This window comes from Paraburkholderia sp. BL9I2N2, from assembly GCF_004339745.1.
Lineage (GTDB): Bacteria > Pseudomonadota > Gammaproteobacteria > Burkholderiales > Burkholderiaceae > Paraburkholderia.
In genome coordinates, this window is record NZ_SMGP01000006.1 from 256,838 (window position 1) to 277,697 (window position 20,860).

Annotated in this window: 18 protein-coding genes and 1 pseudogene; 9 read left to right on the plus strand and 10 right to left on the minus strand. The window is 60.3% G+C overall.

The genetic code is table 11. The features are described from left to right. The first annotated feature begins 17 nt into the window (after positions 1 to 17). From B0G74_RS44775 to B0G74_RS44790, 5 genes and pseudogenes are all read left to right on the plus strand, one after another. Positions 18 to 1,550, plus strand: a complete 1,533-nt coding sequence (locus B0G74_RS44775) for a methyl-accepting chemotaxis protein (protein ID WP_132384310.1) — start codon at positions 18 to 20, stop codon at positions 1,548 to 1,550. Positions 1,551 to 2,163: 613 nt separating this feature from the next. After that, on the plus strand, positions 2,164 to 2,418 hold the full coding sequence (locus B0G74_RS44780; protein ID WP_132384311.1) for a type II toxin-antitoxin system ParD family antitoxin: 255 nt from the start codon (positions 2,164 to 2,166) through the stop codon (positions 2,416 to 2,418). An 80-nt stretch (positions 2,419 to 2,498) separates the two neighbouring features. Beyond that, a pseudogene (locus tag B0G74_RS47325) lies at positions 2,499 to 3,155 on the plus strand (chemotaxis protein CheB); the annotation flags it as partial. Between the two features lie 263 nt (positions 3,156 to 3,418). Next, positions 3,419 to 5,557: a CheR family methyltransferase gene (locus B0G74_RS44785; protein ID WP_243658616.1), complete on the plus strand. Its 2,139-nt coding sequence runs from the start codon at positions 3,419 to 3,421 to the stop codon at positions 5,555 to 5,557. 10 nt (positions 5,558 to 5,567) lie between these two features. Next, a complete protein-coding gene (locus B0G74_RS44790; RefSeq protein WP_132384312.1) occupies positions 5,568 to 5,942 on the plus strand; it encodes a response regulator in 375 nt (124 codons plus the stop codon). A 479-nt stretch (positions 5,943 to 6,421) separates the two neighbouring features. Here the strand turns inward: B0G74_RS44790 and B0G74_RS44795 are convergent, their stop codons facing one another. From B0G74_RS44795 to B0G74_RS44810, 6 genes are all read right to left on the minus strand, one after another. Continuing rightward, the gene (locus B0G74_RS44795) at positions 6,422 to 7,924 is read right to left on the minus strand and encodes a hypothetical protein (protein ID WP_132384313.1); all 1,503 of its coding nucleotides are present in this window, start codon (positions 7,922 to 7,924) and stop codon (positions 6,422 to 6,424) included. Continuing rightward, entirely contained in the window at positions 7,921 to 8,634 is a 714-nt protein-coding gene (locus tag B0G74_RS44800) for an ATP-binding protein (RefSeq protein ID WP_243658617.1), read from the minus strand. The genes B0G74_RS44795 and B0G74_RS44800 overlap by 4 nt, the downstream gene beginning before the upstream one ends. After that, positions 8,597 to 8,854 (minus strand): hypothetical protein, encoded by a 258-nt coding sequence (locus B0G74_RS47330; RefSeq protein ID WP_243658618.1) that lies wholly within the window; start codon positions 8,852 to 8,854, stop codon positions 8,597 to 8,599. Before B0G74_RS47330 ends, B0G74_RS44800 begins: the two co-directional genes overlap by 38 nt. Before the next feature lie 66 nt (positions 8,855 to 8,920). Further along, positions 8,921 to 10,759 carry a hypothetical protein gene (locus B0G74_RS44805; protein WP_243658619.1) on the minus strand — a complete coding sequence of 613 codons (1,839 nt, stop codon included), beginning with the start codon at positions 10,757 to 10,759 and terminating at the stop codon, positions 8,921 to 8,923. 9 nt (positions 10,760 to 10,768) lie between these two features. Then, on the minus strand, positions 10,769 to 10,903 hold the full coding sequence (locus tag B0G74_RS47625; RefSeq protein ID WP_279388653.1) for a hypothetical protein: 135 nt from the start codon (positions 10,901 to 10,903) through the stop codon (positions 10,769 to 10,771). Then, on the minus strand, positions 10,900 to 11,541 hold the full coding sequence (locus B0G74_RS44810) for a hypothetical protein (RefSeq protein ID WP_132384314.1): 642 nt from the start codon (positions 11,539 to 11,541) through the stop codon (positions 10,900 to 10,902). Before B0G74_RS44810 ends, B0G74_RS47625 begins: the two co-directional genes overlap by 4 nt. Positions 11,542 to 12,248: 707 nt before the next feature. Here B0G74_RS44810 and B0G74_RS44815 point away from each other — a divergent pair. After that, positions 12,249 to 13,469, plus strand: a complete 1,221-nt coding sequence (locus tag B0G74_RS44815) for a tyrosine-type recombinase/integrase (protein ID WP_132384315.1) — start codon at positions 12,249 to 12,251, stop codon at positions 13,467 to 13,469. Between the two features lie 150 nt (positions 13,470 to 13,619). Here the strand turns inward: B0G74_RS44815 and B0G74_RS44820 are convergent, their stop codons facing one another. The 4 genes from B0G74_RS44820 to B0G74_RS44835 form a co-directional block, all read right to left on the minus strand. Continuing rightward, a complete protein-coding gene (locus B0G74_RS44820; RefSeq protein WP_132384316.1) occupies positions 13,620 to 14,888 on the minus strand; it encodes a hypothetical protein in 1,269 nt (422 codons plus the stop codon). A 269-nt stretch (positions 14,889 to 15,157) separates the two neighbouring features. Continuing rightward, the gene (locus B0G74_RS44825; RefSeq protein WP_132384317.1) at positions 15,158 to 16,183 is read right to left on the minus strand and encodes a ParB N-terminal domain-containing protein; all 1,026 of its coding nucleotides are present in this window, start codon (positions 16,181 to 16,183) and stop codon (positions 15,158 to 15,160) included. Further along, on the minus strand, positions 16,173 to 17,384 hold the full coding sequence (locus B0G74_RS44830) for an AAA family ATPase (RefSeq protein WP_132384318.1): 1,212 nt from the start codon (positions 17,382 to 17,384) through the stop codon (positions 16,173 to 16,175). The genes B0G74_RS44825 and B0G74_RS44830 overlap by 11 nt, the downstream gene beginning before the upstream one ends. Before the next feature lie 648 nt (positions 17,385 to 18,032). After that, positions 18,033 to 18,449, minus strand: a complete 417-nt coding sequence (locus B0G74_RS44835; RefSeq protein ID WP_132384319.1) for a hypothetical protein — start codon at positions 18,447 to 18,449, stop codon at positions 18,033 to 18,035. A 308-nt stretch (positions 18,450 to 18,757) separates the two neighbouring features. On the opposite strand from B0G74_RS44835, the gene B0G74_RS44840 reads away from it, so the two are divergent. The 3 genes from B0G74_RS44840 (at position 18,758) to mnmH (ending at position 20,620) form a co-directional block, all read left to right on the plus strand. After that, a complete protein-coding gene (locus B0G74_RS44840; RefSeq protein WP_132384320.1) occupies positions 18,758 to 19,036 on the plus strand; it encodes a type II toxin-antitoxin system ParD family antitoxin in 279 nt (92 codons plus the stop codon). Next, positions 19,036 to 19,353, plus strand: coding sequence for a type II toxin-antitoxin system RelE/ParE family toxin (locus B0G74_RS44845; protein WP_132384321.1), 318 nt, complete (start codon positions 19,036 to 19,038; stop codon positions 19,351 to 19,353). The genes B0G74_RS44840 and B0G74_RS44845 overlap by 1 nt, the downstream gene beginning before the upstream one ends. A gap of 238 nt (positions 19,354 to 19,591) precedes the next feature. Next, positions 19,592 to 20,620, plus strand: a complete 1,029-nt coding sequence (gene mnmH, locus B0G74_RS44850) for a tRNA 2-selenouridine(34) synthase MnmH (protein WP_132384322.1) — start codon at positions 19,592 to 19,594, stop codon at positions 20,618 to 20,620. Positions 20,621 to 20,860: the final 240 nt, after the last annotated feature.

Here is a 20,860-nt window from a genome sequence, read left to right on the forward strand (position 1 = left end):
CAGGATACCGACAAATCATGACAGGCAGTTTCCTTCGCTTCAGAAATCTGCGCATCGGTGTGCGCCTCGCAATCGCATTCGCCCTCGCGGCCCTACTCACCGTGGTGCTCGGTACGACGGCATTCGTCAAGCTCACGAAAATCACAAATGAATGGACCGATTTTGAATCGGTCACCCTCGCCAGGCTAAAGGTTTTGCAGCACGCCAAAGGTACTTTCGGCGACGCCGTTCACAATTACAAGGACTACGTGCTTCGTGGAGGCGACTACAAGGCGAAGTTCATGGCAAACCTGGACGACATCGACGCTGCTGTCAAAACGGCCGAAACAGGAGGGCACCTCGGTTCAGATGAACAGGCAGCGAGCGTGGCACTTTTCGACTCAACAAGAGCGTATCGGGCGTCGATGGACCGACTGTCTTCGCTTGTTGAATCGGGGGCAGCGATTGAGGTTCGGGACAGGAGCGTCGCCGGCGCGGACAAACCGATTGGGAAGGCGTTGGACGCACTGATTCAGATCGTTATGCAGCGCACGACCGAACAGGGCGCGACGATTACCACGTTGGCACATGTCGCAGAAGTCGCTGTCGTGGTCGTCACAATTGCAGCGATTATTGCCGCGACATTGCTTGCCTACTTCATGACGCAAAGCATCACCCGACCGATCGGGGCTGCCGTGACAATCGCCAGGGCAGTAGCGAACGGTGACCTCACGAGCGAGATCATCGTCGACCGGACCGACGAAACGGGACAATTGCTGGGTGCCCTGCACAGCATGAATGAGCGCGTCTCCGATGTTGTCCGTCACGTTCACCAGGCCGCTGAGTCCGTCGCGACGGCATCGGCGCAAATCTCGGCCGGCAACGATGACCTGTCGCGGCGAACAGAGCAGCAGGCTGCGTCCCTGGAAGAAACGGCGGCAAGCATGGAGCAACTGACGGCCACCGTTAAACACACTGCCGAGAATGCCATGCAGGCGAGCGCGTTGGCGAATGCCGCTTCCGAAGCGACGGGCGGTAGTAGCGCAGAGGTAAGTCGTGTTGCCGGGACGATGAATCAACTGGCGACCGGCGCCCAGCAAATGAGCAGCATCATTGGTGTCATCGAGGGAATAGCGTTTCAGACCAACATACTGGCGCTGAACGCGGCTGTTGAGGCCGCCCGTGCGGGAGAGCAGGGGCGTGGCTTCGCAGTGGTCGCGTCGGAGGTCCGCATGCTCGCACAACGCAGCGCGGCGGCAGCGAAAGAAATCAAGGATCTCATCCTGACTTCTAATGAACGGGTTACGAGCGGTGCGTCGCTCGCCCAAGGGGCGGGCGACTCCATGCGCCAGGTAAGCACGACCGTTGCGCGGGTTACAGCGCTCATGAGCGAAATATCAGGTGCATCCCGTGAGCAAAGCACGGGTATCGAGCAGGTTAATCAGGCAGTTACATTTATGGATGAGGCCACGCAGCAGAACGCAGCTCTCGTCGAACAGGCGTCCGCCGCCGCAGCGTCACTGGTTCGGCAGACGGTCGAGTTGAAGAAACGGATTTCTTTTTCAAGGTGAGGCCGTTAGCCATATCTCTGCGAGGTATTTAACCGGGTTTTCTGAAAACGAGTGCGCGCGTGAGATCCTTGTCCGACTGACTCAGGGCACGAAGTGGCCGTTCGAGCATCGGGGCGACCGTCTCTTCGTAGCCGAGCCCGGAAGTAACGCGGTCGCTCCGAGCATCACCGGCCTCGACCGGATACCGAACTTCCGTACCCGACCCGCTGCCGCCGTTCAGCGATTTCCCGTGAACGTCTCAGCCGTGGTCAAAAACGGCCATTGGACTGATCGCCAAGCCATATTCAAGCGGGGCGCGCCCATCCTGGATGTAATCGCTGCCGACGGTCTATAACCTGATCGCCCCATTGATCAAACAGGCGCAATGTTTGACAAGAGCCTTTGCATACCGCTATGCAGCAAGGTCAACGGCAGTCGATGGGAATGTCCAGTCCTGATGGCTGGATCGTCAATAATCCGCGAGGCCGGTCAGGAACGATACGGCCTCGGCGTGGCGACACTCTTCATGCCAACCCGCGGCCAGTCAGTATGGGGCGCCTGTCGATACGCCAATAGACGCGGATGGGACAAGGTAGTACCGTAGGGTGCCTATACTGCGGAGATAGTACGACCTATGTCGAGCAAATACGCCCTCAGCGTGTCGCTGACGGAGCACCTGTGCCACTTCGTCGACACTCAGGTGGCCTCTGGCCGTTACCGCACGGCAAGCGAGGTGGTGCGGGAGGCGCTTCGCCTGCTGGAATCGCAATTTTCGAGCCCGGCGCCGACCGCCCAAAACGCTGTCGCGTCAGGCGACGCCAACGGGGCCAAAGCCGTTGAAACCAACGCTCGCCCATTGCAGGCGCAAAAGCGCGGGAGGGGTCTGTGAACGACGTGTTGCGGTTCCCGGTTACCGGCGTCGGCGCCTCAGCCGGAGGCATTGAAGCGCTGGACGGCTTCTTTCGCGGGATGCCCGCGGAGCCCGGCGTCGCTGTTGTCGTCGTCACGCATCTCGGCCCGGACCGTGAAAGCCTGCTGCACGAGATCATGACGCGATATACGGCGCTACCGGTGCAGGTCGCGGCCGACGGCATGCAGCTCGAGATAAACAGCGTCTACGTGGCGCCATCCAATGTGGTCCTCGGGGTCGAGAATGGCCATCTGCGGGTTCGTGCGCAAAATACGGGCCGGCGCGAGCGCAAGCCCATTGACATCTTTTTCAGCGAACTGGCAAGCGATCGGGGTGAATTGGCGGTAGGCATCGTCCTGTCCGGCGGCGATTCCGACGGTACGCTCGGCGTCAAGGCGGTCAAGGAGCGCGGCGGGCTGACCATGGCTCAGATCGCCGACGGATTCGGTCCTCAACATGCGAGCATGCCCGAAAGCGCGATCGCTACGGGTCTCGTCGACTTTGCTATCCCCGTCGAGCAGATGGGAGCAAAGCTCGCCGAATTCGCCCGTAGCACCTATGTGCTGGACGATATCGCCTTCAAGGCGCGAAGCGCGGCGGAACAGCAACAGCTAGATGACGCGAGAAAGGAGCTCTACGGCATCCTGCGCGGCCAGCTTGGCCATGACTTTAGTGGCTACAAAACGAACACTTTCATGCGTCGCGTGCAGCGGCGTATGCAGGTAATCCATGTCGAGGCAATCGATGCCTACGTCGAACACCTGAAGCGCGATCCGCAGGAAGTTGGCGCATTGTTTCGCGACCTGCTCATCAACGTGACCAACTTCTTCCGCGATGCGGATGCGTTCGAGAAGCTCGCAAGTACCGTCATCCCGAAACTTTTTGAGCAGCGCGGCGCGGACGAGGTGGTGCGCGTCTGGGTCCCGGATGCGCGACCGGCGAAGAGGTCTACTCGCTCGGTATCCTGCTGCGCGAACACATGGACCGGCTTGCCGTCGTGCCCCGGGTGCAGATATTTGCAAGTGATATCGACGAACATGCCCTGGCAGTCGCGCGCGCGGCCAAATATCCGGGGCAGCTACTCGACAGCGTCTCGCCCGAACGCCGGGACCGTTTTTTTATTCCCGATGGCGCGAGTTATGTCGTGGCGAAAGAGGTGCGCGATCTGTGCATCTTCTCGCCGCACAGCGTGATCCGTGACCCACCTTTTTCCCGGATCGATCTGGTGTCCTGCCGCAACCTGCTGATCTATTTCGGCCAGGATGTGCAGGGGCAGGTCATTCCGACGTTCCACTATGCGTTGCGTCCCGACGGCTACCTGTTTCTCGGTACGTCGGAGAGTGTCAGCCAGTTCGACGACCTGTTCGCTCCGGTCGAGAAAAAACATCGTATTTTCCGCCGGCGTTCGGTGCCTGCTCCGCACGTTCGGCTGCCGCTGATGGTCTCGTCAATGCGCGGCGGTCACGCAGGCGAGCTGACGGCGCGGCGTACGGATGTCGGTGCTGTCGCGCTGCGCCAGATGGTGGATGCCCAGGTGCTTGAGCGGTTCTCGCCGCCCCACGTACTGGTCAATCGCGACGGCGACGTTGCGTACTACTCGGCGCGAACCGGGAAATATCTTGAGCCGCCTGCCGGCATTCCCTCTCGTCAGATATTCACGATGGCGCGCAAGGGCATCCGCCTCGAACTGCGCACCGTGTTCCGCGAGGCGGTTGAGTCCGGTCGTTCAGTAACCCGGGAAGGCATCCCGGTCGAGGAAGACGACGGACGCGTCCAGATGGTGAATGTCACTGTCGAGCCGCTGGGCAGCAAACCCGGCGTCGAGCCGCTTTTCCTGATCCTGTTCATCGATCAAGGGGCGGTGCTGAGCCGCGAGGAAGCACTGGACCGCGCTCATGCCGCGCACGACGGCACGGCGGCGCAGACGGAACGGGAACTGCGCGACACGCGCGAGCGCCTGCAATCCGTAATCGAGGAGTATGAGACCGCACTGGAGGAACTCAAGTCGTCGAACGAGGAACTGGTCTCGGTCAATGAGGAGATGCAGTCCACCAATGAAGAGCTGGAAGCGTCGAAGGAGGAGCTTGTCTCGCTCAACGAGGAACTGCACACCGTCAATAGCGAACTGAACAGGAAGATCGAAGCGCTCGATCGCGCGAACAGCGACCTGCAGAACCTGTTCGAGAGCACGGCGGTCGCCACGGTGTTTCTGGACCGGCACCTGGTGATTCGCAGCTTCACGCCTGCCATGACGGACGTGTTCAATATCCGCCCGGCCGACCGGGGACGGCCCATTACCGACCTGGCAAGTCCGCTGAATATGCCGGAGCTTGCCAGCGATATCGCGCGCACGGTCAATGAAGGCGAAGTGATCGAACGCCGCATCGACAGCAAGGACCGGATGATCAATTACCTGGTCCGTCTCTCGCCTTATCGCAATGGCGACCGGCGTCCCGAAGGTGTGGTGGTCACGTTCCTGAATGTCACCGGTCTGACCCACGCCGAGACACGCCAGAAAGTGCTCATTGCGGAACTCCAGCACCGCACGCGCAACCTTCTTGCGCTCGTCGAGTCAGTCGCCCGTCAGACGTTGCCGAAGGATGCCTCCGTCGAGGCGTTCATCGCCCGGTTGCGTGCCTTGGGACGGCTCCAGGGGCTCCTCGGAAAGGCCTCGGGCGAGCATATCGATCTGGCTGATATTGTGCACATGGAGATTGAAACCATTGCCGGGATCGACGCCGATAATATTGCGATCACCGGCCCGGGCGTTCCCCTCGGCCTTCAATATGTCCAGAACGTTGCGCTGGCCATCCACGAACTCGCAACAAACGCGCTGAAGTACGGGGCGCTGAAAAACAGACAGGGACAGCTCGATATCCGGTGGCGGGTCGAGAACCCGAACCAGGACCAGTCGTTGCTATTGCTGGAGTGGCGCGAGAGTGGCCTGCCCGTTCCGCCCGATTCCACCAAGCGCGGGTACGGACGACAGCTGATCGAAGAGGCCCTGGCGTACTCGTTGCGCGCCAAGGCGGAATTGAGTTTCGGTGCCGACGGCGTTTCATGCCGGATTGAAATGCCGTTCGAACAAAAAAGCCGCCTCGCTGGCGACCAGAGCTGAGGAAAACCGGATGGAACCGGGTACAGACATTCAGGGACGTCGGGTACTGATCGTCGAAGACGACTTCGTCGTCGCGCAGGCGTTGTGCGGCCTGATCGAAGATGCGGGGGCCAAGGTCATCGGCCCCATCGGCTGGCTGGACGAAGCGCTCGCGTACGTCAGGTCCAATGAAGACAAATTCGACAGTGCAGTACTCGATGTGAACCTGCATGGCGAAAAGTCATACGCGATCGCAGACTGGCTCGTTGAGCGCAATGTGCGCTTTGTCTTCACGACCGGCTATGGCGCTGACGCTCTGGACCCCGCCTACGCCAGCTATCCCCGCTGCGAGAAGCCGTTCGATCCACATGTGCTTTTCAGGGCGATTGCTTCCCGCGCCCCATGATGCCAGTGGCCTGACCTTCCGGACCACCGGTCAATACCCAAGACAGCTGCCAGTATGCCAATCGACCTTTAAGATCGATCCGCGCTGTTCAACATCTTGTGAGCAAGCGGCGGGTTGCAAGCGGTCAACGGCCACTCGCCGGCACCCCGCAACTGCCCGTTCATGGCCGGCTAGCGCCTGACGTATCGACCGGGAAAGGTCATCCGCATCGACGTGTATTCGTCGAGTTAGCCGCAAAGCGCAGTCCTGTCGCTAACGCATATTTGCGGTGGAAACTGCGCTTTCCGATGAAACCGCACCCTCGCTGAACAAGCCGCTGAAATTCCGGCAAGCCCTGCTGCGATGCGAAGAGTCAGATTTAACACGGACCGAACCGAAGTAACGTTTTTATTGCGTCCTACGCTTGCTGCATGCCGGCTCCTTCGATCGTCAGAAAATTTGCGGCAACTCCGTTCTCCAGAGAGAGCCTGCGTTGACACTCACACGGCAACAACAGATTTCGGATCGCCTTCAACGGTGTTCGCGGGGGTGAAGACCGGGCAAGCGTCGTATCGCGGCAGCACAGCCGAAACGCTGTATCCCGGTGCTATCGGCTGATTGACGTGCTCCGGAGGTCGAGGCGAAAGAGACGAAGCCGGGCCGTCGCCCGCATTCCCGATGGCGAGCAAAAGCCCTGCATGATGTTTTTCATGTGCAAGGCCGCCGGGTGTGGTGCTGGCCAAAACGCGGATACCTCGCTTGAGCTGGAGCGACATTAGTCGGAATTGTGCGGGATCATCGGGCCGGTCACGGCCCCCCGCGACCACTTCGCGCTGCGGGAAGTCATGGACGGGAAACGGCCACCACACAATGCGCTCATGACTGCGCGCCTGCTGCGCTTCATGGAGGAAAGTGCGCAAACTGTCGAGACATGCGATTGCGAACAGATGTAGCGTGAACCATCTGCTCGTTGACTCGCTCCATTCGCCTGGCGCGATCGGCGCATAACGCGACAGCCAGACGACGATCCCGAGCGGGCCATGAAGCGGTGGATGCAGCAGCGCCTCGGGAACGCCAAAGCCCTCCCATTTCGTGCGCCACCGCAGCACCGCCTGTGCGACCGGACAGAATGGCGGCGTCGAGCGGCCATCCATCCTCCAGCGCAGATGGCGGGCGGCCGACGCAATGCACCCGTGATGCTGGCCACCGTAGTCACGCATGATCTGACGCCTGATGGCCTTGTAGCAGCTGCGCGCTCCCGACAGCACTTCATCGCCCAGAGCGGCTGCGTCAGGGAACAGCGTGCACGGTGCATACCCGGCCACTTCGCTTTCCTCGGACCTGCGTACGTTCCACACGCCGTCCGAATCAGATTGCGGACCATCTTGCATAACGCGACGCTGGTCGGCGGCCCATCGCGAAAGCACGCGCCGATACGCACCGTCGACCCGCAGGTCATCAAGACCGCGCGACGGTGCAATCCAGGGCGTACCGCAGGATGGACAGGAGAACGGCGCCCGGAAGACATCTGGTCGCAGCCGGAAGGGAATCTCGAGGGCACATTGGGGGCAACACTCCTCCAGCGGAGTGTGGTGCACGGGGCAGGAACGGCAGGTCCGCAGCTGGAACACAGTCAGATGGACACCCTCGCGGGCGCACCGTGCGCACCAGCGCAGCGTTGGCACGGCGATCACGCGCGCCAGATGCGACGGCATGACGAACGCGCGCGCGATGTCTTCCAGCGGAAGCCGAAGCACATCCGTCAGGCGTCGCACATCAAATTGCCGAGCGTCGCGCAGATCGATGCTCCCTGATACCGACCGCCGCCCTTCACGCCAGCCGAAACAGTCCGCGAGGCCGGTGCACGACAGCGCGTTGAGCCGCTGGAATTTGGCGAGAAGCGCAAATGCAGATTGCCCGGTGGCGTGCCATTCATCACGCCAGCACCACAGGCCGGGCGATTCATGTTCAGGGTCTGGCACAAGGATATGGAAGCGCTTCATGATCCGTATGCAGCCTCGTCGACAAAGATGATGCGCAACTCCTCAAGTGCGGCGACGAAATTCGACTCGTCCACCGCCTGTGACCAGCAAGCCGGGCTCAGCGCGAAGTCTGCAGCGTCGTGCTGCATGTTGTCGGTCAGCGCAATTTCCACCGTGCGGGCCAGATATTCCGTCGGAATCTCCATCGTGAAATCGAACCGCGCGCGCCGATGCGCGGCATCGAACGCCTCCCACAACACCCCGTGCTGCTTACCCAGGCGAAAACCGGTATCGAATGCACGTTGCAGAAAGAAGCGCGTATAGGGCCATTCACTGCGATCCGGAAAAGTCGACGTGTCATACGCACCGAGCGACATCTTCAAATCATCAGCGGAACGGAAGCCTTCGAAGCGCAACTCGTCAATCATGAAACGGGACACGATCTGAGATGTATCGACGCTTTGCCGGAACGAGCTCTTGCGGTTCAGGATGCCCGGTTGACCGACGAGAAACGTGAACATCCGGACGCCTCGGCGCTCCAGTTCGTCCTGTACATCGCGCAGCCATTCGTAGTGCTCAAGTTCCAGACGCTGCGCCTCGTCGACGAACACGATCAGTTTGCTGCCAGCCGCACGTTCTACCAGTTCAGCCAGCTTGTGATAAAGACGCAGCCGGCGCTGCAACGCCGTGCCACTATCCGGGCGCTCGTGTTGTGCCGCCTTCAGCAGCATGCCAAAAAAACAGGGCTTCCGAACGCGACGGATTGCGCGGCATGCCGATCGTCAGGATCGCTGCGCGAGGCAGTTCAAGACGTAGAAGCCGGACGCAGTACCGGATCGCGTACGTTTTGCCCCAGCGGGTATGCCCAAAGATCAGGGCACCGGCGACGCCACGCCGGATGCACTGGCGCACGCGTGCATACATCGCCGCGATCGCCGGCGTCGGCACCATGTACGTCTGGTTCGCGAGCGGATGTTCCGATGGATCCACGGGACGTTGCAACGAGTCAGGCATCAGTCACCCGAACGTGAAGATCTTCGTGAGCCACGGTGGCGACGGCGCGGTTTTCGCGGGAAAGTCCGTCACCGGCGCTTCACTGGTCCCAGCTGCGCTCGCGTCTGCGACATCCGGCGGAGGCAATCCCTGATGCGACTTCGCCCGGTCCGTCAGCATGCGCGCCAGGTCGTTGGCGTCGCGCGTATGGCTTCGCGCCTGTTCTTTCTTGTAGGCAAACCACGCGCTAACGGGATCGCTGCCCTCCCGAACCGCCAGCTTTCGCTGGTGAATCAGTGAAAAGATTTCCTGCCGCACACGCAGCGAATGTGGCGTGAAGCACCACGGCCGCGCCGCGGTCAGCACGCCGAGTTCGGATCCGTCCATATGGAACGCGTGCAGATGCCGGATATCCTTGATGTTGAAATAGATGCGGAGCTGCTTGCCGATCAGTCCTGCGATGCCCGACAGCACGCGGCTGTCATAGCGCACGTGCTCAAAATTGATGTGGGGGCGCTCGCCGCGGCTAACGTTCCCGCGAATGGTGACAACACGAGCTTCCTGAAGAAGGCATAAGGTGCTGCGCCGGGCCACCGGTAGCGTACGCAACAGACCCTCCCCTTTCGCGAGCAGAAACTGCATGGCCTCCAGCGGGGTACGCCCGCCCAGTCCTCCATGCGGTTCGCCGTTGTAATTAGCCAGAACCACGTCGATTACATCCTCGAGCTCGTCGAGGGTCATCATCAGCGAGGTATTGCCGCCGACATCGTTGAGTGCGCGTTCGACCGCGTGCGGATCGCTGCCAGTGGTGGCCGGCAACCTGTGAGCGAAATGCGACGCAAGCTGATCAAAGAAGCGCTCGATCAGCGCCCGTTCGTTCTTCTGACCCAGTGGCCCGTTGTCGGTCGCGCAGCCGACCACCTGGGTCAGACGCTCAAGCGTCGCACTTGCGAAATGGGACTTTGCGGCGTCGAAGCGAAACGTGCCCCAGCATGCCCACGCCGCTTCGGGAATCACCGCGGACGGGAACCCTCCGCCCGGCCGGATAGTCAGCGCCGGAATCTTCGACGCGCGTACTGTGTGTGGCATCAGGCTGGCCTGCAGGGCCACAGCAATGTCGTCCTTGTTATATTCGTGGCCCAGCGAAAGCGTATAGCCAATCACGGCGCGCGTTGCCACGTCGAGCAGCAGCAGGATCCAGATCCTGTGCAGCACAAGCAGCGTTTCGAAACCAAACGGGTCATCAATGCGCAGTGTCAGGCGCACGTCGACCTTGTGACCGTCGAACTCGACTACCTCGTAGGGACGGGTCGCCGGTTTGCGCACGGTTTCGGGATCGTCCCGCCAACGATGGCCAATCTGCCGGGCACCTGCTGCCCGGGCCGCAGCGTCGAAATTCCGGTTTGCCAGCGTGTGGACGTACGTGGCAAGCGATCGCTCACCGAGGTATTTCTGGTTGAATGGATATTCATGAGCCTGAATGCCCGCCTGCCGGCACTGCGCAAGAAAGCCCCCGTGCAGTCGCCACAGCTGGCGATGCACTTCGGTCAGCTCCGCGTGCTTCCGGCTTCGTTCAGTGACCTTGCGTTCGATCCAGCGCGCGATGTCCGGATAACGCTGCAGCAATTGGGTGAAGGCGCCGCTGGCATTACTTGCGATGTCTTCACGGAATGGCTTGACCAGCGAGCGGCGATCATAGGGCCGCGTGTGCTGATAAGGAATTAGCGCGCGACAGCCGAAGATGCGCCCGTCCTCGTGCTGCGTGATGCATCGCTCGAAGACACGATACAGGTCGTTAAAACCAATGCCGGTTGCCCGGCTAATTTCGCGCAGAGGGGTGTGCCCATCGACAAACAGTGTCATCGCCCTGATTCAGCGCTGCAGCAGCTCGCGCCCTTTATCAGAGAGCGCATTGTCGTCAGCGGGTGGCCACTGCCCGACATCCATCAGAGCCTGCGGAATGGACTGGCGATCGAACCGCAACGCACCGAATGCGATCGTTTTCACGGCAGCTCCAGCCGGGTGTGCGGCCCCAGCGGCTCGAGTCCAAGCGCTGGACACCGCATCTCACCGCGCAACACGAGTCTGAAAGCCGCCGAGCGCACGAGCATCGGGTCGACGGGCGCTAGCCGCCGCTCGAGTTCGGCCAGAGTCAGGCCGTGATGTAACCGGGCCAGCACGCCACGCATCAATGCCCCGACAGGAATTGAATGAGTGCCCGCGAGGTGCTGCAGCATCGTCATCCTGTTATCGCGCAACACCGGCGGGTCGTCCAGATGCTGTGGATGAATGAGGTCGAGCTGCATCGAAGACGCCCTGCTCCATTTCTCGAATGCAGGAAACAAGCTGTCGCCCCGCGCGGCTGCAGTCGACTCCGACGGACGCAGCACGACGCATAATCTCTCTTCATCAGATGTGCGGACCCAGAAATCGACGGGCCGCGCTGGGTTCGTGCCGGGAATACACAGGGGCCTCTCGCAGTATGCGAACACATGAGCATCCGATTCAACGCGGATCCACAGATCCAACGCACATCGCCCGAACAGTGTTAGCCGGCGCCCCACCTTCGGTCCGAACACGTCGTAACGATGCGCGCCGTGAGGACGCGTGCTGTTGACGGCCCGCACGAAACGTGGTTCGATCATGGTCAAGGCTCCGGTTTTGCCCGATCACCATGTTTTAGTACAAAAACACCGGGTAATCCGCCCTTCCGACGGCCACGCCGTCGAATTCCCCTGCATTCGGCGCCCCATTACAAAATACGTATCAATCACTACACTTCGTCCACGCTAGCATAGTGCATATGCACTTTGCGCTTGACTCTGCCGGGGCCCGCTCGCGGATTACGACTCATCGTGAAACAGTCAGGTTAAAAACAAGCCCGATTGCCGTCAAAGCCCCACCAGTGCTGGGTTCCGTTCGGTCGGTATGTATAACACCTATGTTTCACAAAACGTTCGTTGATCCCGGCCTGCCCGTATTCGACATTTCAGACTTTCTCTTCCGTTCTCTGGCATTTCCGTCTTTCACTTCCTGACGCGAAGAAGCGAAAGTGAAAACGGCACTCCCGGAAACCAGCCTCCGTTCGTTGACGGGCTAATCGGAGGTGCTGCAACTTTCGCTTCAATCGACGGCGACGGGCTAATCGGAGGTGCTGCAACTTTCGCTTCAATCCACGCCGGCCGCTGGCGTCAGAACGCCAGACCGGACGCATGATGCTGCCGCGGACGCGGCCCTCGCCTGGCTGGCATGTGCGGCAGGTGGCGGCCGGTGTGAACGCAGCGGGCTGGATCGTTAGTTGCGTTACAGGCGACTTCGACGGAACGACTGACCTGATGTTCGGAGCGATCCGATGAGCGGCCCCGACGTCGACGGCGCAATCACCGGCCGGCCCGCAGCCGTTACGAGCCGGCCCGCCGGCCCGCCCAACCGGCTCGACAGTCCGATCCTGCCGCCGGGCCTCACGGACGAGGACGTCGTCGGCCGCTGGCTCGCCGCGAAGGCGAGCGGCCGCGGCCGGCTTTCGCCGGCGACGCTTGCCCAGTACCGCACCGAAGCGGAGCGGCTGTTCTGGTATGCGGGGCGAACCGGCACACTCATCTCCGCCTGGACCCTCGACGACTTCACGGCCTTCGTCGACTTCCTGCAGGCACCCGCGCCATGGGCGATCCGCAATCCGGGCGTGCGACGGGGCTCGCCCGACTGGCGGCCGTTTCTCGGGCCGTTGTCGGACCGCTCGGCTGGCCAGACCCAGAAAATCGTCACATCGCTGTTCGACTGGCTGCGCGACGTCGGCTATCTGCAGCGCAACCCGGCCGCGGGTCTGCCGACGGTTGGCCGGCGCCTCCCGGAAAAGCAGGCGCGCTTCCTGTCGGCGGACGACACCGCGTTGCTGCGCGAGGCGATCGCCGCCCGCCCCGAACCCTCGCGCGAGGCACGCCTCGCGAAGGCGCGCGACCTGTTTGCGGTCGACCTGTTCGAGCGGACCGGGCTGCGGACGACGGAAGCGGTCCGGTGCAGGATGGGTCACGTGAAAATCGAGCCCGTTCCGGCGGAATTACGCCGGGAGTTTCCGGACGCTCCGCCCTTCCAGTGGCTGCTGCGCGTGGAACACGGCAAGGGCGGCAAGGCGCGCTGGGTCCCGTGTGACGAGATCGCACTGTCGCTGCAGGCGTACCGGATGGCCTACGGACTGTCGCCAGTACCTGCCCCGGACGAGACACTGCCGCTGCTGCTGTCAGTCAGGCGCACCAGATTTGGAATATGGAAAGGGCTACGCAGTCGCACCAGCGTCTGGAACCTCATTACCGGTCTGTGCGACGAGGCCCTTGCCTACGCCCGTGCGCACCGGCGCCGCATCGACGCGGAACGGTTCGAGACCGCGTCAACCCACTGGCTGCGCCATTCGTACGCAAAGGGACTGGCGGCAGCCGTCAGCAACGGGCTGGATGCGCGCGCCGCGCTCGAGAACATGGGTCATTCGGACCTGCGGACCTTCAATCAGTACGTCGACGACGAGCCACTGAAGCGCGCTCTGGCGACAGCCCTGGCCCGTGCACGCGCGGCCCGGTAGCGCCACATCCTGTGTCTTTCGAACGGATTGCCACGGCTCCAAGGCAGCGTGCAGATGAAGACTTCGTGGCACCTGCTCCGCCGCAAACCACCGCCTGCCAGTCACCCCGACAGCAGGGGTCGATCTGATCATTTCGCGCCTGCGATCCGCTCAGACCACTCTCGCCCGAGCCGGGGCGAACCGGCTCAGAGCACCACGCAAAAGCGCCAGGTGGTCGGTGACAGCCACCGTTGCGACACGGGGGACGTCGGTAGCCGTCCAGATGGGCGCGCTGATCTGACGACGCGTCTGGGCGAACGCTTCGAGGTCCGCCGCGGTGGCCACCCGGATCTGACCTGCACGCAAAGCCTTCGCAAAACGGGCTTGCCACGCCCCGGCCTCCCGGCGCGCCACGCCCTCCTCCACGCTGTAGACCGACAGCGACATTCCGTCAGCATCAACCACGAGCTTCCGCTCGCCATTCGCATCCACGAACGACTGGCCGGCGAACTGCGCCACCAGCGCCTCAGCTGTTTGCTGTTCCTCGGCCGCAGCACGAGAGGCGTCGCGTTCGGCATCGCGGCTGCGGACCTGGAACCCAAAGTCAGCGGTGCTACGAAGCAGAGCCTGCAGGTAGCAGATTGGCCGGTCGGCTTTTTTGAGGTGCTCCCAGGTTGCCTCGACAACATCGGAAAGTCGCTTGCCCTGCTCCCGCGCTTCGCGCATCAGTTTGAAAATCAGAAATTTCTGGAAACCCAGGGGTCGCAGACGCTGAAGGTCCGCAGGCACCTGCCCCGGTTGTCTCTTTTGAAAAGCAGCGGGGGAAAGATCCTTATATATAGCTCCGTCTGCCACGTTGGCAGACCGAAGGGAAAACGCTTCAGCTGCGTGCGCAGCAGTCTGCTGCACTACAGCATTGCCCCCTGACGACTCGAACTTGACCTGCGGCGCATCGATGACTTCTTCAACAGGTATCGGCGCGTCAATCAGTCCGAGAAGGACGGCGGCTCGTTCTGTGAGGTGAAGGTATGCGCGACCGAAAAGCCCCGCCTGTCCATAGCGACGCTGCGGTGGTCGGTCGATTAGACCGGCAGCCTCTAGGTCCTCAAGGCTGCGGTAGAAGGTCCGTTCGGATTGCATCGCGCGTTCAGTCAGGAGCTCGCGCCGGGCGAAAATGCGACCGTAAGGATTCGACGCGTCAACCGTTCGCGCAAGGGCGGCTAACAGCGATCGTGCCCGAGCAGGTACCCCATCGAGTCGCGAAGCGCGGTGGACGGCCCGAAGAATGACCCACGGTAAGTTGACCGAGTCGGAGCTAAGAGCGACTGCGCCACCGTCTTCCGCGTCACCAGAAGTGGCGGAAGCATTGGCGTCGTTGGTTTCAAAAGAGGCAGAGCGTAACCCAACCTCGCCAGCAACGAAGTGTTGCGCGATAGACATATCCAGCGTCCATTTCTGAAAAATGGATGGAGTACGCTTGACTGTCGGATTCGTTCGGCTACACTTCGAGGTGTCTAGTCCTTACCCGATTTGCCGTCGGAAAGTGCAGCCGGGCGAGCGAACAGCAAGCCCTGTATTCAAAAGCCTCCGGCGCCAACCGGAGGCTTTTGTTTTTTATGCCCTGTTATCCGTTCATCTTCTTGCTCCTTATCGCCCGGCTACGAGCCGGACGGGAACCTTTAAAATTTAAAGTCATTGATTTTAAAGAGTTATTTTTCCGGGATGCTGGTTTGAGCATCCTGAGCCGCTACTGCACGCTTCTCCAAGACCTCTTTCAGAGCTGACTGAACCGCTTGGGCTTCCGCTTCTGACTGGAACTCCAGCCGCACCACATTTTTTGCCTGCCGGACGTCACAGTACGTGACGCGCCCTGCCCTGATCTTGAAAGACGACGCGATAGGGGGCGCCTTTTGCTTTGAAGGATCGGCGCTCGCGAACTTCACGGCTTGGCCTTCATCCAGTTCTTTGTTCGCCAGCCGCTGTGCTGCGAGCACGACCCGATCCGCCTTCCCGGTCCTGACTAGGCGCGCCAACGCATAGCCGGAGGTTGCGCCCATCAGACTGGGCTTCTCGTTAAGAAACGCGAGGACTTCTGGCGGGAGATCGTCAAACGCCATCAGTGCCGAAACAACCGATTCTCCGACCCCGGCCTGTTCTGCCATCTTGGCCTGTGTGATGCCTGGGAAGCGATGGCGGATGTCCTTGAAGCCAAGATACTTCTCGTAATCGGTCAGATCGGACTGCAGGAGGTTGGCGTAAAACGCGCCCAACGCCGCCTGGTCCTCGGTTGAGTCGCTGAGCACGCAGTCGATCTCGACCCGTTCGAGTTCTCGATAGGAATCGGTGCGCCAGTGCCCAGAGACAATCTCGAAGCCGCCTTCAACTCGCGGTCGAATCGCCACGGGAGTCATCAGTTCGTTATGGCGAAGATTCTCTCGTAGCTCTGCGTACGCTTCCGGCGACTTGTAGCGGCGACGTCCAGGAACCTCGTGGAGGTCCGACAAGGGCACCTTCATTGACCCCTTACCGTTCCGCTTGGCCGCTTCCAACTGCTCCTGCAATTGCTGGATCCGTTCTTGATACTCTCGAGCTTCGAGGCGGAAGGCACCCAATTGCGCCGGCATCGTACTCGCGCGTAGCTGAGCCTCAGGAAGGCGTGCCGCTGCTGCAGACTCAGCTCTCTCGGCGACTCCGGCCGTACGTGCCATTAGGCGTTCCTTCAGCTTACTCGACATGCGCTTTCTCCTTCTCCTTCACAAACTGTGAGGCCCACGCGCCCTGGACGTGGCTTTCAATCTCATCGACCATGGCGTCGAACGAATCAATGGCGTGGTTGTACGCGCTCAGTGCCGGTATGTCGTAGATGGTCTTGAACTCAGCCGCCGCGTTCTTGACCACAGGCGAGTCCTGAATCTCCGCCCGACCCAGTAACTCCGGATAGGTCTGCTGAATCCACGACCGGACCACGTCAGTCGCATCGACTCGCGGCTTCACTTTGGAAAGGAAAATGCTGATGAAGGCGAACTCCTTCTTCACATCTCGATCGTCGGACAGCGCTTTGAACAGATCCGCGAACTGCCTGAAAAAAGACGCGCTTGACGCGTAGTCAAGTGTTTCCGGCGGTAGCGGAACGACCAGGCCGTCGCTCGACATGAAGCAGCTTGTCGCGAGGTAGGCCAGGCTTGGCGGTGTATCGATCACGATCACATCGTACTTCTCTCGAATCGGACCCATGGCACGTTCAAGCACCTGCCAGAACTGATAGTTAGGATCTTTCGATTGCCGGTTCGGGAGATAGAAGTCCGCGCCGAACAGTGCAGGACAGGCCGGAATGAAGTCGAGATTGTCCCAATAGCTCGGGATAATCGCGTAGTTCAGATCCGGCTGTTCCTCATAGACGAGTGGCATCACCGTCATCTCTTCGGTGACTTCCGGCGTGGGAACGTAACCCATCAGGGTCGTTGACGAAGCCTGCGGGTCGAGGTCGATGAGCAGGACCTTGTGTCCGTGAAGGGTCAGACCCTGAGCAAGCGCCACAGCACTGGTGGTTTTCCCAACCCCTCCCTTGAAGTTGCCGACGGCCATTGCAATACCGAGGGCGCCTTGCGGTCGAGGCTTGTACGGGCCCGCGAGCCTGACCAACTGCTGGGCGTCCGCAAGCGTGAATTCGCGATTGCGTCCATTGCCGGTGAGGGTGCCCGTGGGATACTCTCCCTTCTTGTTGCCCCGAGTACAGAGATACTGGATCTGCGTGCGCTCGATCTTGCAAAGCTTGGCCACGCGTGATGCCGTAAGCATGGGCGCCATCTTTCTGGGCCAAGGCTCAAGGAGATCGTCCCTCAGCTGCGCGAGCGTCGCTTCCGCCCGGTCAGCAATGGCGATCAGTTGGTCAATACCAATAGCCTTGCGAGGCGGCGACAGTTCCTTAATAGCCATGAGATACCTGCAAAGTGATGTTGTCATCGAAAATCGCGAAAATCACCAAAGTTCGATGACGCGCGATTTCGGCGAATAATAGCCGGTAAACTCGTAAACTTGAAGGTTTACTTGAGGTGCTCGTTGCAGAACGTTGCGCAGAGGGGATCGAAGCTCTGGCGGGAAGTGAGGTTTTATCGAGAAATTCGGCCGTTGTTAGTGGGTTGTAATATTATCGGTGAGCAAATTTGGGGTGCCTAGAAAGATTCAAACTTCAAAGTCATTGATTGTTAGGGATATTTTTCGGAAAGAACGGATTAACACTCACCCCTCTGGGCTGATCCCTTCGCCGCCACCAAATCGGCCTTGCGTGCTGTGTCCTTTACCTCGCACGCGTCGGTGAGCTTGCGTAGACGTCCATCGTGTCGATCTCAAGCACACCGCACAGGAACGCAAGCTAGTGCGCGATCTGCCGTATGGCTGCGTCTTCTTTTCCCGCACGTTTTCCCGATGCACGCGTTGGCGGCACGAACCAGCGTCCGGGCCACACCGCCGGTGTTGCTCGCTCCGCCTAAATAACAGAGGATCTTCAAACCGGTTCACTGCGAGTTGCTCTATGTGGAGTGACATCGACTCCTCCTTGGGAACGTGACAACACGAAACCGGGGTTCACGCCCTCAAGGAACCAAACAAAAAGTGATAGGCCGTCCCGCGGACGAACCTTGCGCGCTCGACGAATTTATTCGACACGGGAAACGCCACTACGAAAGAGGACAGGAGCATGCCGACTTCGAGCTTGACGAAAATCAAGTGCAGTGCTGTTTTGCGAAGTAAAGAGCCATTCAGAAATGCGGTGCCGAGATGATGTGCGAAATCCACAAGCGATCCAACCGCACTGTTCTCAGACAAGAAAGTGGAAAAACATGTCGACCGGGCGAAGGGAAGTATCGGTCCGTCTTTTTCATCGAATACAGCTGCACCAAGGTAGCCACTGCGGCGATTGCTGTCCCTGTTAGAGTGTGCGGCCCGATTTTTCATCGGCGGGGTACTTGCATTCGGCAAGCCAATGTGACGCAGCCTCGCCAATACCGAATGTCCAGTGCGTGCAGTGATAGCTCGTTTCCGCGGAGTGGCTTTCGAAGGCACGCGGCAGCAGGGCAGAGAGGATCGTCAGGTGGCACTGCTTCTTCAGCCCACTCACGCGATGCCCCGGACCTCGCCGAGGCGGCAGGCGAACGGCTTGCCCAGATGAAGAACTTGCTGCGTGACAGTGGCCGGCGTTGGTGCATACAGACGCGGTGAGGGTGTGCGGGTCCTGGTCGCCGTGCGGAAGCCTTGCAGGTGTCGAAGGCAGAGTGTAGGATTAAATCCTACACTCAGAAGGGAGACTTTCCGTGCGCTCGACCCAACAATTCAGTATCACGCTGCCCAACGAAATGGCCGAGGCAGTCAGGTCCAAGGTGGCGGCTGGCGAATACGCGACGGAAAGCGAAGTGATCCGCGATGGACTCCGGGCGCTCCTCGCGCGTGACCGTGCAGTGGAAAGTTGGCTGCGCGAGCAGGTCGCGCCCGCCTACGATGCGCTGAAGGCTGACCCGTCTCGCGCCGTCGGGGTCGACCAGCTACGCGCGTCGCTTGCCGCTGAACACCGCAAGGCCAACGAAAAAGCGTAATGTCCCATACCGTCGTTTTTACACCGGAAGCGCAGGAACAGCTGCTTAAGCTTTATCGCTACATTGCGGCCGTCGCCTCGCCGGTGATCGCAGAACGCTATATCAGCTCGATCATTACGTACTGCGAAGGGTTGCGGACGTTTCCGCATCGAGGCAATCGCCGGGATGACATTCGTGAGGGCCTGCGCGTCACGAATTACCGCAAGAGGGTCGTGATAGCCTTCGACGTTGACGCGGAGCAGGTCTCTGTGATCGGCATTTTCTACGGCGGACAGGACTACGAGGCGGTCCTGCAGGATGACACCGATGACTCCTGACTCTGCCGGCGAGATTTCCCGCCAGGCTGCACAACAACTATATTGGCGGAGTCACTCTCGTTGTTGGTTTGAGCCGTCGGCGGGGTGACCCAAAGAATTCTTGAAACTATCCGATATGCGCGACGGGCCTTCAGTACACGCACATCATCGCCGACGCTCAATTGCTCGACGCGTTGAGTCTTACCCGGATGGCGTAGAGAACATTCGTTGTACGTCAAAAATTACAGGGTAGGTGGGCATGTACCGATTCGACGATTACGACCTTATCATCGACGCCCGCAGCGAACGCGAATACGCCGTGGATCACATCCCTGGGGCAATCAACCTACCCGTGGTCAGCAATGACGAATACGCCGAGGTCGGCACCCTGCATCGGACCGACAAAATGCGGGCATATCTGATCGGCGTGTCCTATTCGCTGAAAAACATTTCGCGTCACCTTGACACCGTAATTGCGGGCCGCCCGCGTCATGGCAGGGTGCTTGTATATTGCTTTCGCGGCGGAAAGCGCAGTCGACTTTGGTTTGATGCGCTCGATACAATCGGTTATAAGGTGGACCGTCTGCCTGAAGGCTGGAAGGGCTATCGACGGTGGGTCAACGAGCAACTGGCAACGCGGCCGCGTGAGTTCTCGTATGTGGTCCTGTCAGGCTCGACTGGTTGTGGAAAGACTCGCTTGCTCGATCAACTCGAAGCCGCCGGTGCGCAGGTGTTGAATCTGGAAGCGCTCGCGTCTCACCGGGGCTCGGTCATCGGCGCGATACCTGGTACGCCGCAGCCGACACAGAAATACTTTGATAGCCTGCTGCAACAGAAGCTTTGTACCTTCGCACCCGGTCGCCCGGTGTGGGTCGAAGCAGAGAGCAAGAAGATTGGCAACGTGCAGTTACCGCCGGCGCTGCTCGAAACGATGCATATGAAGGGCACGCTTGTCCGGGTGAATACGCCGATGGCCCAGCGTGTCATATTGTGGCGAGAGGACTATCACCATTTCGAGCAAGATCCGGACGCCTTCGTATCGAAGCTCGCCCCTCTACGGGACCTTGTCGGCGGCAAAGAGTTTGAGGTGTGGCAGGAAATGGCCAGATCACGGCGAGTACCCGAATTGTTCGAGCGGGTCATGGTCGCGCACTACGATCCTGCCTATGCGCGTTCGACAAGGCGCAGTTATCCCGCACTGGCAGACGCACCGGTCATTGACTTGCAGGAACTGTCGCCAGACAGTCTTCGCGCCGTGGCGCATGGGCTCATTGAGCGCTTCGGCTAAACGGCCCTTATCGCAAGTTTGCTAACGCCGCTCCATCGCCAATCGCCCGCGATACGGAGTGGAGTACGGCATATTTTCCAGATCGTCGCTGGGAAGAAACTCCGGGATGCAGAAAGATTTCCACCTTTAATGCTGGGCGCATTTCTCTGTGTTTCTGTTTGTAACTGAATTGGCGGAGGCGAGAGGAGGGCGGTATGTTCATATCTTATGAATTGATCTAATCGGGACAGATTTACTGAT

Coding starts and splice junctions, on each gene's coding strand:
- B0G74_RS44775 (WP_132384310.1), top strand. CDS start 18: ATGACAGGCAGTTTCCTTCGCTTCAGAAATCTGCGCATCGGTGTGCGC.
- B0G74_RS44800 (WP_243658617.1), bottom strand. CDS start 8,634: ATGCTGCTGAAGGCGGCACAACACGAGCGCCCGGATAGTGGCACGGCG.
- B0G74_RS47330 (WP_243658618.1), bottom strand. CDS start 8,854: ATGGTGCCGACGCCGGCGATCGCGGCGATGTATGCACGCGTGCGCCAG.
- B0G74_RS44780 (WP_132384311.1), top strand. CDS start 2,164: ATGTCGAGCAAATACGCCCTCAGCGTGTCGCTGACGGAGCACCTGTGC.
- B0G74_RS44825 (WP_132384317.1), bottom strand. CDS start 16,183: ATGTCGAGTAAGCTGAAGGAACGCCTAATGGCACGTACGGCCGGAGTC.
- B0G74_RS44815 (WP_132384315.1), top strand. CDS start 12,249: ATGAGCGGCCCCGACGTCGACGGCGCAATCACCGGCCGGCCCGCAGCC.
- B0G74_RS44790 (WP_132384312.1), top strand. CDS start 5,568: ATGGAACCGGGTACAGACATTCAGGGACGTCGGGTACTGATCGTCGAA.
- B0G74_RS44805 (WP_243658619.1), bottom strand. CDS start 10,759: ATGACACTGTTTGTCGATGGGCACACCCCTCTGCGCGAAATTAGCCGG.
- mnmH (WP_132384322.1), top strand. CDS start 19,592: ATGTACCGATTCGACGATTACGACCTTATCATCGACGCCCGCAGCGAA.
- B0G74_RS44810 (WP_132384314.1), bottom strand. CDS start 11,541: ATGATCGAACCACGTTTCGTGCGGGCCGTCAACAGCACGCGTCCTCAC.
- B0G74_RS44820 (WP_132384316.1), bottom strand. CDS start 14,888: ATGTCTATCGCGCAACACTTCGTTGCTGGCGAGGTTGGGTTACGCTCT.
- B0G74_RS44845 (WP_132384321.1), top strand. CDS start 19,036: ATGTCCCATACCGTCGTTTTTACACCGGAAGCGCAGGAACAGCTGCTT.
- B0G74_RS44795 (WP_132384313.1), bottom strand. CDS start 7,924: ATGAAGCGCTTCCATATCCTTGTGCCAGACCCTGAACATGAATCGCCC.
- B0G74_RS44830 (WP_132384318.1), bottom strand. CDS start 17,384: ATGGCTATTAAGGAACTGTCGCCGCCTCGCAAGGCTATTGGTATTGAC.
- B0G74_RS44785 (WP_243658616.1), top strand. CDS start 3,419: ATGGACCGGCTTGCCGTCGTGCCCCGGGTGCAGATATTTGCAAGTGAT.